Genomic DNA, 13,274 nt, shown 5'->3' on the forward strand with positions numbered 1-13,274 from the left:
ATGCCCCGCAACGGTCAGCCGAGGTAGTCGGCGACGAGTTCGGCGAAGGCCTCGGGGGTGAGGACCGTGACGCCCAGTTCCTCGGCCTTGACGGCCTTGGAGCTCGGCTTCCCGTTCGCCGACGGAGCGCAGACCAGGTAGGTGGTCTTGGAGTTGACACTGCTGCCCGCCCTGCCACCGGCCTTCTCGATCAGCGCGTTCATCTCCGAGCGCCCCATGTTCTCCAGCGGTCCGCTCATCTTGCCGGTGACAACGGCGGTCTTGCCCGCCAGCGGGCCCTCACCGGCCGGCTCGGGCTGCTGCGGTTCATTCATGTTGACCCCGGCTGCGGCGAGCTTGTCGATCACCTGGGCCAGGGAAGCGACCTGTTCGACGATGACCGGAGCCTTCTCCCCGCCGATGCCGTCGACCTCCTGCATCTCGGAAGCGTCAGCCCGCCGGATGGCATCCATCGTGACGAAGTGTGCCGCTATGCGGCGGGACATGCTCCGCCCGGTGCCGAGCACGCCCAGGGCGCAGAAGACGCGGCTGAGCGGACGGGACTTGGCGGCCGCGATCTGTTCGGCCAGCTTCGCTCCGCGCTTGGCACTGCCCGAGGCGGCGGTGAGCCGGTCCTCGGTGAGGGTGAACAGGTCGGCGACATCGGTGACGTCACCGGACTCGATCAGGGCCTTGACGTACGTCTTGCCCAGGCCGTCGATGTCGAGCATGTCGCGCCCGGCGGCGTACTCGATCAGCGCGGGCAGGGCGCAGGCGGTTCCCTTCGCGCAGCGCCACCGCTCCTGGTCCTTGTTGATCTCTCCACCGCAGTTGGGGCATGCCGTGGGCAGCGGCACCTCCTGCGCGCCGTCCGGGCGGCGGCCGATGACGGCGGCCTGGACGCGGGGGATGATGTCGCCGGCCTTGTAGACCGTGACGGTGTCTCCGAGGTGGAGGTCGCGGCGGCGTATGTCGGCCGGGTTGTGGAGGGTGGCCCGGGTGACCGTGGATCCGTCGATGTCCACCGGTTCGAGGATGGCGGTCGGGGCCAGTACGCCGGTACGGCCCACGTCCCAGACCACGTCCTTCAGCACGGTCTGCCGCTCGACGGCCGGGAGCTTGAAGGCGATCGCCCAGTACGGGAACCTGCTGCCGAACCCGGCCGCGGCCTGCTCGGCCGCGTCGTTCGCCTTGATCACGACCCCGTCGATACCGAACGGCAGGCCGGGGCGCAGCGCGGCGATCTCGTCGACCTTCTGCTGCGCCTCGGCGAGGGTTGCCACCACCTGCAGACCGGCGGGCGTGTCGGCCGTGGTCTGTACTCCGGCCTCGGAGACGGCGGCCAGGGCCTCGGCGTGCGTGGCCCCGGAGGGCACGAAGCCGACGCCGTCGAGCTCGACCGCTCCGTACGCCCAGAACGTCATCGCGAGCCGGTAGGGGCGGTCCTTCGCGCGCAAGGTGCCGGCCGTGCCGTTGCGCGGGTTCGCGAAGACCTGCGCGCCGTGTGCGGTGCGGACCTCGTTCGCGGTCTCGAACTGCGCTTGTGTGAACAGGACCTCGCCGCGGACCTCGAACGTGGCCGGCACGGGCAGCCGCTCGGGCAGGCCCTCGATCGAGCCGATGACGTGGCTGACGTCCTCGCCGTGGGTGCCGTTGCCGCGGGTGATGATCTGCTCCAGCCGCCCCGCGCGGTAGCGTGCGGCGACGGCCGCTCCGTCCATCTTCGGCTCGACCGTGAACCCGCCCGTGGGCGCGTGGCCCAGGCGGCGCTGGAGCGAGGCTTCCCAGGCGAGGAGGCCGGCCGGGTCGAAGACGTTGTCGAGGCTGAGCAGTCGCGTGGTGTGCGCTATGTCGCCGACCGGGGCGGCCCCGTCCCCGACCAGACCGGTCGGGGAGTCCTGGGCGACCTCCTCGGGGTGCTCCGCTTCCCAGGCGAGCACGGACAGGCGCAGCCGGTCGTAAGTGGCGTCATCCAGAGAGCTGTTCTCGCCGCCGTAGTACGCCTCGGACGCGTCGCGCAGCTGCTGGAGCGCGGCAGAGTAGTCGGCACGGCTGGACAGGCTGAACAGCGCCTCATCGGCGGAAAGGATCGTCATGAGAGAGATCCTCTCCCAAGGGTCTGACAATGCCCGGCGACGGCGAACGTGCGCCCGCTACCGGTACTCCACGGTCAGAGTGGCCTGCGTGTCCCTGTTGACGAAGAGGTAGGCGGTAGCCGGCTGGTTCTGTTCGAACCGAAGGCGGACCTGGGTCCGTCCGGAACGGTTGATCGCGGCCAGGCCCGCGGCGGACAGGTTTCCGGAGGCTTTGCTGCCGGAGGCGAACGAGCCGATCTCGGCGGTGCCCGCGGCAGTCGTGGCGGCGGCCCAGTCAGCGCTCTCCACCGTGCAGCCGCCGAGGCAGCCGGTGTGGACGTCGACCAGGAGCCGGTTGCCGGCCGGGCTGGCCCAGGGGTCGCCGGATCCGCTGCTCCTCGTCAGGGTCACCCAGGCTCGGGTGATCTCCTTCCCGGAGGGAACGGCGCCGGTGTCGAAGGACAGAACGGTCCGGTTGAACTTGCCGTCGGTGCCCCGTCCCAGGGCCAGGCCGGAGGTTTCCTCCAGGGTGCCGACGGCCGGTCCCGAGCCGTCACCCGCGGCCTTGATGTAGCCGTCCTCGGCGTCCACGCTGGGCAGTGTGACGGTTCCCGTGGGCGGCGGCGTCGAGCCGGTGCCGCCGAGGGCCTTGACCATGCCCATGATGGTCTCGATCTGCTTGCCGCCGTGCCGCGCGTAGTCGGGGTCGCCGAGGTAGCCCCACCAGTTCCAGCAGCCGTTGGGGTTGTCGAGAGTCGTGGTCGCAATGGCCTGCGGGTACAGGACGATCAGGTTGTTGGTGTCGGCGTATTCGTTGAGGTAAGCCCTGTCGATGAACCGGGTGCCGAAGCCCTGGTACGAGTAGCCCTGCTTGCAGCCGTGGAGAGCGACGACCACCTTGCAGGCCGCGCCCCCCGCACAGCTCGTGGGCACGTAGACGAAGCCGTTCTCGTCCATGGAAATCGGTTTGGCGGCGCCGCCGGGCGCGTACTTGTTCTGGTCGAACCGGATCAGGCTGCCACCGAGGTTGCTCGCGGGTGCGCTGACCGAGCCGAGGAGATGTCCCAGGAACTCGCGTTCGGCGTCGATGCCGCAGTTGTTGATCCACGGATTGGCGGTGACGGTGCACGCGTTCGGGCCCAGCGGGCTGATCCAGGCGTGGCCGGCGGCGGTGCTGTTGTTGTAGAGCACGTTGGCGCCGAAGTGCCGGTAGTAGTCGTTCAGCGCGGTGGAGACGGGGCGTTCGACGGTCGAGTCACCGGAACCGCTGAAGACGTAGACGGGGTCGCCGCTCAAGCCGGCCGCGGGGTCGATGGCGCCCTGCGCCGACCAGTTCGTGGTGGTCTGCTTCAGGGTGGCGAGCTGGAGGTCCTGGTAGACCTCCATACAGGCGTTCAGAGCCTTGCCCAGGTCGTTCTGCGCACAGTACTGCGGACCGGAGGCGAAGGCGGCCGAGCCGTCGAACGTACCGGAATAGGCCACATGCAACTGGGTCGCCATGTACCCGCCGGAAGAGACGCCGGCGCTGTAGACGCCGTCGACGTTGTACGTCTTGAGCTCGCCGGTGACGGGCGGAACGGCGGCCGCGGCGGCACTGGCAGCCCCGGCGTCAGCGGAGGCGGGGCCGCCGAGGAGCACGCCGACGCCGAGTAGCAGGGCTGCGGCGGCCCCACCGAGCCTTCCAGGAAATGGATGCACAAACCCTCCACGGGTGTGAAACGGCTCACTGGTTCGGATGGCTGCGACGATAACCTCCGGCCACATCCCTTACGCACGGTGACGCCTGCCACAACAGGGCGCCCGCCTATGGCGGTTGACACCCTGGACGTGGCCCGTCCGGCGGGGGCCCGTCGCCCGGCTCCGCTCCGGGTGGCCTTGAAGTGCCCTGCGGAGGACTGGTGGTTCGCGCCGTGGCCCGGCGGGTCCGGTGCTCGCGGCGGTCCGGGCGTCACCTGGCCCGCCACCCTGGTCGGCCTGGCCACGTATGCGGCCGTTCCCGCCGGGGTGGCCTTGCCCGCCCTGCTCAACGTGGACGTTCCCGGCCGCTGGATCGCCCAGGCCGTCGGGCTGCTGTGAACGCGCGGCGTCCGCCGCTACCGGGTCACCCGTACGGTCACCGTCTTCGGCCGCTGGTACTCGTGCAGCGCCAGGACGCTCAGATCGGTGCCGTGACCGGACGTCCCCCGGCCCCCGTGCGGGAGTTCGGCCGTCTGCACGAGATGGCAGTTGAGCCACGCCTCGCCCGCGTTCAGCCGGGCGACCAGGTCGAGGCCGGTCCCCAGGTCGGTGGTCCACACGCTCGCCGCCAGCGCCTGCGGGACGCTGTTCGCCAGGGCCAGGGCAGCCTCCGTGCTCTCCGCCTGCTGGACGGTGAGGAGGGGCCCGAACACCTCCTCGGTGACCGCCGGGTCGTCGTACGGGAGATCGGCCAGCAGACGGGCCGGGCGCCAGTGTCCCTGCACCCCGCCGGCGTCCTGGGCGATGGCGGCCGCGAAGTTCCGCTTGGCCGCGGAGGAGGCGACCAGACGGTCGTAACGCGCCGCCTGGTCCGCGTTGTTCAGCGGCCCGAAGTCGCGCCCGGCGAGCCGGGAGCCCAGCGCCGCCGCCAGCCCGGCGACGGTGTCCTCGTAGTTCTCCGCGAGGGTGATCACCCGGGCCGGGGCCGCACAGCTCTGGCCCGCGTTGTACGTGGCGGCCTCCGCGAGGGAGGCGCAGGTGTCGGCGGGGGCGTCCGGGAGGACGATCGCCGGTGCGTTGCCGCCCAGTTCCAGGCTGACGCGGCGGGTCCCGGCCCGCGCGGCCACGTCGGCTCCGGCCCGGCCGCTGCCGGTGAACGCGACCATGTCCACCGCCGACTCCACGAGCAGGCGGCCGGTGCGCCGGTCGCCCGGGAGGGACTGGAGCACGCCCGCGCCCAGCGCCAGCGCCGCGTGCTCCGCGAGCAGCTCCAGGCTGTCGGGGGTCGTCTCGGCGGGCTTCGCCACCACCGTGTTGCCCGCCGCGAGGGCCGGCGCGCAGCGCCAGGCGGCCATCAGCAGCGGGTAGTTCCACGGCACGATCACCCCGACCACGCCGATCGGCTCCCAGCGGACCCAGCTCTCGTGGCCCGCCACCAGATGGCCCGAGGCCGGGGCGGTCCGGGCGCGCGCGGCCGTCGCGTAGAACCGGAACAGGTCCGCCACCTGCCCGACCTCGCCCGCCGTCTCCGTCCCGGGCTTGCCGGTCCCGGCCTGCTCGCGGGCCGCGTACTGCTCCGCGTGCTCCTCGATCAGCGCCGCGAGGCGGTCCAGTCGGCGGCCCCGCTCCTTCGGGGTCAGGGCGCTCCAGCCGGGGAGGGCGGCGCGGGCCCCAGCCACTGCGGCCGCCACCTCCCGCTCCCGGGAGAGGGCGGCCGTACCGCGCGCCCGCCCGGTGCGGGGGTCGGTCAACTCGGTCGGTTCGGTGGGTGCGGCGGTCATGGGCGCCTTTCGCGGATCGGGGTTCGGGTTAGACCGGAACTCATACGTCGTACGACCTCAGCCACAGCTCCAGCGTCAGCACCAGCCAGAGCTTGCCGCCCTGGCGGGGCAGCAGCATGCCCTCGCCCTTCAGCCAGGTGCGGATGATTTCCGGGCGGAACAGGCCCCGTTGCCGGGAACGGCGGCCGAGGAGGAGTTCGTGGCCGAGTTCCCGCAGCGGACCGGTCAGCCACTGCTGGACCGGCACGCGCATCCCGCTCTTCGGGCGGTCGACCACGGTGCCCGGCAACAGGTCCCGAACGGCCTCCTTGAGGATCCACTTCTCGGTCGTGCCACGGAGTTTGTAATCCGGCGGGGTGGCGAAGGCGTGGTCGATGACCGACCGGTCGAAGAGCGGGGAGCGGCCCTCCACGCCCTGGGAGGAGGTCAGGCGTTCCACCTTCGTCAGGATGTGGTGCGCCCCCTTGGTCCGCAGGTTGCAGTGGAGCAGGCGGTTGAGGAGGTGCTCCATGGCATACGGACCGCCCGGATCCGGGAGCAGGTACGGCTCCACGTGCCGCTGCGGTCGCGGGGCGTCCCGTAGTGCGTCGAGTGCGGGCGCCGTCAGCAGGACCGGGAGGTCCGTCCAGCATTTGCGGTACGAGCGCAGGTACGCGGTCGCCCGGTCCTCGTCCCAGGGCGTGCCCGGCGTCCGGTGCATCTCCTGCACCAGCATGGGGAGGTTCTTGGGTCCGCCGAAGACGGGGTCGCCGCCCTCGCCGTTGAGGACCACGGAAGCACCGTCCGCGGCCACGGCCTCGGCCAGCATCAGGTTCGGCACCGTCAGCGGGTCGCCCACCGGGCTGTCCAGCAGCGCCGCGGCCTCGGCCAGCCGCGCCGCCACCGCCGCCCCCGAGACGTTCAGGATCCGGTGCCGGGTGTGGCAGTGGGAGGCCACCAGGCCGGAGTAGCCCAGTTCGTTCGGCAGGTCGTCGCCGAAGCTGATCGAGTACGTGTGGACCGGGTGGGAGTGGAGCTTCGCCGCCAGGGCCGTGACGAGGGAGCTGTCGATGCCGCCGGAGAGGAGCACCGCGGCGGGCTCCGCCACGGGCAGCCGGTTCGCCGTGGCCTGCTCCAACAGGGCCCGCAGACCCAGGACATGGCCGGTCGGGTCGGCGGGGCGGGGGTCCTCGATGTGCTCCCGGGGCTCCCAGTGGACCGTCTCGGTGACCCGGCCGTCGCGGGCCAGTCGCAGCACCCGGCCGGGCAGCACCTCGCGGACCCCGGTGAGCAGGGTTTCCTCTCCCGGCAGGTACGCGAAGGTGAGGAAGGAGCGGACTGCCGACAGGTTCATGGACGTGCCGAGGGCCGGCCAGCGGCGCAGTGCCCGTAGCGAGGTCGAGGCGGCCCAGGCGGCGCCGGCCCGCGCGTAGTAGAGGGTACGGGCGCCGACGTGGTCGCGGATCAGGACCAGGTCGGGCCCGTCGAGCACGGCCAGTACGAACATCCCTTCGGCGAGAGCCACTCCGGCCTCGCCGAGCAACGCCCAGCAGTGGAGCAGGAGTTCGCCGTCCGGGCAATCGACGGGCGGCGGCGGAGCGGGGGCCCGGGCCGCGAGGGCGGCGAGCAGCACCGGGCGGTTGTGGAGGGTGACCTCGCCGACCGCGGTGCGTCCGTGCGCCCTGAACGGTCCGGTGGCACGGCCGGGTTCGCCGGTGACGAGGCTCAGCCCGGCGCCCGGTACGTCCACGGGAACGTGTCCCGGTCCGGCGGCGCCCATCGCCTCGAGATGGGCGCGGGCCTGCCCGGTGGTGTCGGCCAGGCAGGCGCAGAAACGTGCCACGGTTGGCTCCTTCCCTTCGTGCTCGCGTACTGCTGCGTGCTGCGTGCTGCGTGCTGCGTGCTGCGTGCTTCGCGCTCCGCGACGCGCTCTGCGCTCTGGCTCAGCCGAAGTCGTCGTCGCTCCAGGCGTCCTCGTCGCCGTCCCAGCCCGCTTCCCAGCTGTCGTCGCCGGAATCCCCGTCACCTCTGGAGTCCCCGCCTCCGCCGTCGCCGCCCGAGGCCGACGAGGCCTGGCTCTGCTCCTGTTGGCGGCGCAGGGCCTCTTCCTCCTCCGCGGTCATGTTCAGCGGCGGGAGATGGGCGGCCGTGATGGCGAGGGTCGCCACCCCCAGACCTGCGAGCAGCACCCCCATCCGGCCGCCGAAGGAACTCCGGTTGACGGTGACCCGCTCTCCGCGCGCCCACACGGTGCGGCCGTAGCCGATGTCCCGGGCGTAGGTGGCGGTGCCGTCGGAGAGGGTGCGTTTGATGACGCGGTTGCCTAGCAGCTCGTCGGTCCCCGAGTCACCCCGGTTGTCGTGCCAGCGCACCAGGTGGGGTCGGCCGGGGGTGCGGCTGCGCCACTCCTGGAGGCCGCCCTCGTATCTGCGGTGGACCGTGCCGTCGGCGAGGAGTTCGTCCGCGTAGCCGATCTCTTGGGGCCGGATCATCGTGTGCGTACCTCGGGTGTGTGGAAGGGGTCGCGGGGGCCGTTCACGCGGTGGGCCAGGTCATGAAGCCGGCGGTGCGCAGACCGTTCAGCTCGCCCCACATGGAGTCGCGGGGCGGCCGCGGACCCCGGGTCAGGCGCAGCACCGTCCGTACGAGCCTGGCCGGCGGTACGGCGGCCACCTGGGCGAACCGGCCCCGCGCCAGCCACGCGGCCTCGCGCGGCCGCAGCGCGGCCGGCCAGTCGGCGCCTGCCGCCGGGCCGGGAGCCGGGCCGCGTCCCGACGGCAGCCGCAGGGCGGCGGCGTGTCGCGGTACGAGGCCCAGGGAGCCGACCCGTACCCCGGGGACGGGGCCGAGCGCGGCTCGTACGCGGGCCGGGAGCTGCACGCCCTCGGGGCTCGCGTCGTGCAGGACGTGCACCGTGGCGCCGTCCGCCCGTTCCAGGGCCGCGAGGAGGAGCGGGGCCAAAGGCAGCGCGTCGGGTGCAGCGAGGACGGGGCAGGCCGCTTCCAGGTGCACGTGGTTGGCGAGCAGCATCGCGGCGATCGAGCGGTCCTGGCAGAGGAGCAGGCGGGGGAGGCCGTAGTCGTACAGGTCCGGTTCGGACGGCCGGGACCGCGCAAGGTCCGCCGGGGTCGCCTGGGGCGGAGCGGACGGCAGGAGGCCCGGTACGGTCTCCCGGCCCCGTGCGTTCAGGGCGCGGGTGAACGAGGGCAGGCGCAGCGCCGGTGGCGGGGTGCCGGGGACGCGGCGCAGGAGCGGCGCGGCCGGGCTGAGGACACGGCAGGTCTCATAGTAGAGCTGACGCTCCGTGAACCGGAGTCCGCCGGGGTCGGCGGCGCGGACGGCGGCCGCGCCGATCGCCAGGTCGAGCAGCCGGGTCGTACGCGTGCTCGTGCCCGTACTCGTGCTCTTGCTCATGCGCTGGGCGTGCCTTTCTTCCCGGAGGTGTCCGCGTCCGCCGCCCCGTCCGTGTCCGGCCAGGTCAGGAAGCCGTACGCCGGGGCGGAGCCGGGCCGTGCCGCGGCCATGGCCACGGCCCGTTCCACCGCCTCCTCGACGACGGTGGCGAGCAGCGGCGGGGGCACGGCCGCGATCGGACTCCAGAACCCCTCGGCCAGCCAGGTGGCCTCCTGCTCGGACAGGCCCGCCACGGCCCGCAGTTCCCCGGCATCCACGGCCAGGACGTGCGAGCCGGCCGTGACGGGCGAGACGCGGTGGATGGCGCCGAGCCGACCCCGGACCGCGGCCACCGGCAGCCCGGCGTCCACCACTGCCCGGTCCGGATGGGCCATGCGCAGGAGCGGTGCCAGCAGCGCCCCCAGTGCGCTCGCGTCGTGCAGTACGACGACCGGGAGCAGGCCCGGCAGGTCCACGAGGGCCTCGTGGGCGGAGCCCGGGTCCGCCTCCACCAGGACCGCCCGCAGCCGCACCGGCAGGTCGTTGGCCTCGAGGAACACCGCGACGGCGTGGTCGGTGCACAGGATCACGGCCCTGGGCCGGGGCGGCCGCGACGCGGCGTACCCGGGGATGCGCGCCGCGTCGTTCACCACACCCGGCGGCAGCCCCCCGTACGCCCTGCGCCAGTCGCCGGTCATCAGCTGCCGGAAGCCCTCCTCGGTGGGGCTGAGGGACGAGCCCGCGGGCCGGGCCCGCTCGTACCGGAAGAGCCCGGGCACCACGAGGACGAAGACGGCGGCGGTCCGGGCCCAGACCGCGGGGGCGCCGCTGCCGAGGACCGCGTACACGAGGAGCCCGGCGCAGACCGTCAGCGCCACGGACCAGCGGATGCCGGGACGGATCCCGCGCGCCTCGCGCGCCCTCCAGGCAATGCTGTACGAACGGGAGCGGTACCAGAGCTGGGTGACGGTCACCTTGAGCCGGCCGCCGTCGGTGAGGGACTCCGCACAGCGGCGAATCCGCAGGTCGTGCATGCCGCGGCCGTGCACCTTGGGGTCCAGGGCGAAGCGGCGGTGGCAGTGGGAGCACACCTGGCCCGTGCGCTCCGTGCGCTTCAGCTCGGTCGAGCAGTTCGGGCAGATCACCGCCCACCCGCCGGATCCGGGCCGTCCGCGGCCGCCCCGGGCCAGGTCATGAAGCCGACCTCCGCGGCGTGGCGCCGTTCGGCGTCGACACTGCGGCCGACCTGTTCGGCGAGCCGGTCGAGTACGGAGAGCAGCCGGACCGGGGGGACACCGACGAGCGGGAACCGCCAGCCCTGCGCCAGCCACTTCAGCTCCTCGGGAGTGAACTCACCGAGGGCGGTGAGCCGTTGCATCTCCGCCGCCGTGGGTTTCCGGGCGGGGTCGCGGTACGCGACGGCCTTCGGCATGCCGCGGACCGTACGCAGCGATACTCCAGCGTCGACCACCGGGCGGCCGGAGCAGGTCTCGCGGAGTTGCCGCAGGAGCAGTTCACCGCGCGCGTCGGCGTTGTGGAGCACCAGGACCGGGCCGCGCGGCGGCAGGGCCGGGAGCAGGGCCGCGACGTGCTCGGGGCCCTGGACGAGGGCGATGCCGTGGCGGTCGGGCAGGCCGTCGGCGGCGAGGAAGGCGGCGATGGAGGGATCGGGACAGACGAGCACGGCGGTCGGCGCAGGCGCGTCGGCCGGCCACCGGGGCCAGGGGTCGCCGCTGTCGTCGACCACGCCGGACGGCAGGTTCCCGTACACCCGCAGCCACTCGGCGAGCGCCTCGGAACGGAAGGCTCCGCGGGTCATGGGCGCGATGCCCCGGCCCGCTCCCCTCCGCCGGGCGATCAGGATGCCGAGCGCGGTGGCCAGCAGGGCTCCGGAGACGTACAGCATGAACGGCAGCCCGCCGAAGATGGCCCAGAGACTGACGAGCACGCCGCCGAAGAGTGCCCCGCCCGCGCATCCGGGTGCGAACTCGCCCTCCCTGAGCCGTTTGCGCGACAGCGCGTACCACAACTGGCCGGGGGTGACCCGGATCCGGCCGTTGTCCGTCAGCCCGTCGGCGATACGGCGCACCCGGAGGTCGCTGAGGCGCAGGGAGTTGGTCTTGGGGTCCAGCGCGTAGCGGCGTTTGCAGTGGCTGCAGATGTTGCCGGTGCGCTCCTTGCGGAGCAGGTTGCGTTCGCAGTGCGGGCAGATCACCGGCGGACCTCCAGAGCCGTCGCCACCCGGCGCAGCCGTGCGGCGAGCCGCTCGCGGACGGTGGTGCCGGAGATTCCGTGGACCCGCTGGGCGCGCTCGATGTCGCGCAGTGCGGCGGCGAGGACCCGGTAGTCGGTGGCGGTCGCGATCGCCGGGGCGCCGCGCCCCGCCGGGCCGGGCAGCAGGGCGCTCGCGGCGGCCCGCTGCTCGGCTTCCGCCGCCGTGATGGCGTAGTCCTCGTGGTCGATCCCGTATCCCGTGTTGGCGGCGAGGATGGTCAGCGGGGCGTCACCCCGGTTCGCGAAGGAGTGCGGCATCATCTCCGGGATGCGGATCAACATGCCCGGCGCGAGCAGGACTTCGGTGACGCGGCCGCGGTCCGGGTCGTGGAGTCCGCAAGCGGCGTGCCCGAGGCTGAGGACGAAGTGCTCGCCCCCGTGCGCGTGCGGGGTGAAGGCGCTGCGCGGGCCCACCACCCCGAGTTTCACGGTGGCGTTGGAGGGCCGCTCGGGCGAGGTGCCGGCGTCGCCCACGAGGTAGTGCGCGAACTGCCCGTCGTCGATGAACCGCAGGAACTCCCGCTCCGGCCCGAGCTCCCGGGACCCCTCCCGGTCGGCCAGCACGATGCCTCCGTCCGGCCTCAGGTGGTAAAGCTCCACCCCGCCCGGCAGCCCGCGCCCGGCGTGGTTGGGCAAGTCCTCGGGTATCTCGCGCGGTCCGGGTGTGCGGTCGTACGGTCGTGCGGCCATCGCGCCTCCCCCTGACGCCCCGCTGTGCGCTCCACGCGCCTCGCACGCGCATGGTAAGGCCCTGATCGCCACCAGCGGGAGCATTCGGAACGTACCCCGTGCAACCGGCAGATGACCGCCCGGGTGCAGAACGTCAGGGCCGGTCCGCAGGGCGGCTGTCGGTTTCTGCCGCCGGGGTGGCCTCGCCGGACGTGGTGTCGGGGGCTGGTGCGGTCCGCCCCTTGCCGCTGATGAGTGGTTTGACCACGAGGAGTTGGGCGGCCGCGAGGGCGAGGCAGAGGCTTGCGGAGCCGGCCCACAGGGCGGCAACGCCGGCGTGTTCGAGTATCTGAGTGGCGGTGACCGGGGCGGCGACCGTGGCAATGCCCCAGCTGATGCCGTACGCGGCCAGGTAGCGGTCGGCGCCGCCGGGCGGCGCCAGGCCCGCCACGACGCTGAAGGCCCGGCCCAGGATGAGCACGTCACCCAGGCTCCATACGGCGGTGGTGATCAGGAACGCGGGCAGGGTGTGGGCCATCGCGTAGCCGACCAGGCCGATCGCCAGCAGGGTGTAGCCGAAGGCCAGGGCCGCGGAGTCGGAGAGCGTGGCGAGGCGGCGCAGGCGCAGGGCGGGTTGAGCCGCGATGACGGTCACGGCCGATGCGGTGAACAGCAGCCCGGCGTCGGCGGGTTCAAGTCCGCGACGGGCGAGGGTCAGCGGCAGTGCCATCATGATCTGCATGTAGACGAGGGCGAAGACGGTGCCGGACGTGAACATGCCCCACAGGGCGCGGTCGCGCCAGGGGCGGGCCTGTTCGCCGTGTTCGCCGTGGCGTACGGCCGGACGGTGACGGTGGTCGGCGGGCAGCGCGATGCGCAGTGCCAGCGCGCAGGCCAGGCAGGTGAGCGCGTCGACGACGAACAGCCAGCGCAGATCCCACCGGCCCAGACCCGCCGCGATCAGGCCGGCGCCCGTGCCGCCGGCGGCGAGCGCGACGTTGAGCAGGCTGTACGCGCGCACCCGCTCGGCGGGACGGACGGCGTCGGCGATCATCGCCTGGCTCGGCGGCTCGTACAGCTCGAAGACCAGGCCGAGCAGGATCGCGAAGACCGCCACCGTGGCCAGAGAGCCGGCGGCGGCGATGCCCAGCTGCGCGAGGGCGCACCCGGTGAGGCCGAGCACGATCGTGCGGCGGCGGCCGAGGCGGGCCGCCAGCCGTCCGCCGGCCAGCCGGGACGGGATCGTCGCGAGGCCGAATGCTGCCGAGAGCACGCCCGCCGTCGTGGTGCTCGCGCCGAAGTCGGTGCTGATCAGGACGGTCAGGAAGGGCAAGGAGAAGGCGCCGAGCCGGTTGATCGCCCGCGCCGTCACCAGCAGCCATACGATCCGCGGCATTGCCGCCCCCTCTCGCGTAACTGTCGAATCGCGTAATGTCAGTCACGGACG

The 13,274-nt window shown here is 73.0% G+C and carries 11 protein-coding genes; 1 reads left to right on the forward strand and 10 read right to left on the reverse strand.

The features are described 5' to 3' along the window. Positions 1 to 14: 14 nt before the first annotated feature. Positions 15 to 2,075, reverse strand: coding sequence for an NAD-dependent DNA ligase LigA (ligA, locus tag OHA89_RS35195; RefSeq protein WP_266611934.1), 2,061 nt, complete (start codon positions 2,073 to 2,075; stop codon positions 15 to 17). Between the two features lie 57 nt (positions 2,076 to 2,132). Further along, on the reverse strand, positions 2,133 to 3,752 hold the full coding sequence (locus OHA89_RS35200; RefSeq protein ID WP_406367907.1) for a poly(3-hydroxybutyrate) depolymerase: 1,620 nt from the start codon (positions 3,750 to 3,752) through the stop codon (positions 2,133 to 2,135). A gap of 108 nt (positions 3,753 to 3,860) precedes the next feature. Here OHA89_RS35200 and OHA89_RS35205 point away from each other — a divergent pair, with 108 nt between their 5' ends. Further along, entirely contained in the window at positions 3,861 to 4,130 is a 270-nt protein-coding gene (locus OHA89_RS35205; protein WP_406367908.1) for a hypothetical protein, read from the forward strand. 17 nt (positions 4,131 to 4,147) lie between these two features. Here the strand turns inward: OHA89_RS35205 and OHA89_RS35210 are convergent, their stop codons facing one another. From OHA89_RS35210 to OHA89_RS35245, 8 genes are all read right to left on the reverse strand, one after another. Further along, positions 4,148 to 5,512, reverse strand: coding sequence for an aldehyde dehydrogenase family protein (locus tag OHA89_RS35210; protein WP_406367909.1), 1,365 nt, complete (start codon positions 5,510 to 5,512; stop codon positions 4,148 to 4,150). A gap of 40 nt (positions 5,513 to 5,552) precedes the next feature. Then, on the reverse strand, positions 5,553 to 7,334 hold the full coding sequence (locus tag OHA89_RS35215; protein ID WP_266611942.1) for an asparagine synthetase B: 1,782 nt from the start codon (positions 7,332 to 7,334) through the stop codon (positions 5,553 to 5,555). 100 nt (positions 7,335 to 7,434) lie between these two features. Next, positions 7,435 to 7,983: a hypothetical protein gene (locus OHA89_RS35220; protein ID WP_266611944.1), complete on the reverse strand. Its 549-nt coding sequence runs from the start codon at positions 7,981 to 7,983 to the stop codon at positions 7,435 to 7,437. 43 nt (positions 7,984 to 8,026) lie between these two features. Further along, complete coding sequence (locus tag OHA89_RS35225; protein ID WP_406367910.1) at positions 8,027 to 8,905, reverse strand: hypothetical protein; 879 nt, start codon at positions 8,903 to 8,905, stop codon at positions 8,027 to 8,029. Beyond that, positions 8,902 to 10,029: a hypothetical protein gene (locus OHA89_RS35230; protein ID WP_266611947.1), complete on the reverse strand. Its 1,128-nt coding sequence runs from the start codon at positions 10,027 to 10,029 to the stop codon at positions 8,902 to 8,904. Before OHA89_RS35230 ends, OHA89_RS35225 begins: the two co-directional genes overlap by 4 nt. Then, the gene (locus OHA89_RS35235; protein ID WP_406367911.1) at positions 10,026 to 11,099 is read right to left on the reverse strand and encodes a hypothetical protein; all 1,074 of its coding nucleotides are present in this window, start codon (positions 11,097 to 11,099) and stop codon (positions 10,026 to 10,028) included. Before OHA89_RS35235 ends, OHA89_RS35230 begins: the two co-directional genes overlap by 4 nt. Further along, complete coding sequence (locus tag OHA89_RS35240) at positions 11,096 to 11,848, reverse strand: cupin domain-containing protein (protein ID WP_266611950.1); 753 nt, start codon at positions 11,846 to 11,848, stop codon at positions 11,096 to 11,098. The genes OHA89_RS35235 and OHA89_RS35240 overlap by 4 nt, the downstream gene beginning before the upstream one ends. Positions 11,849 to 11,981: 133 nt before the next feature. Then, positions 11,982 to 13,223 carry an MFS transporter gene (locus tag OHA89_RS35245; protein WP_406367912.1) on the reverse strand — a complete coding sequence of 414 codons (1,242 nt, stop codon included), beginning with the start codon at positions 13,221 to 13,223 and terminating at the stop codon, positions 11,982 to 11,984. Positions 13,224 to 13,274 lie beyond the last annotated feature (51 nt).

It is taken from the genome of Streptomyces sp. NBC_01546 (genome assembly GCF_045208355.1).
Taxonomy (GTDB): domain Bacteria; phylum Actinomycetota; class Actinomycetes; order Streptomycetales; family Streptomycetaceae; genus Streptomyces.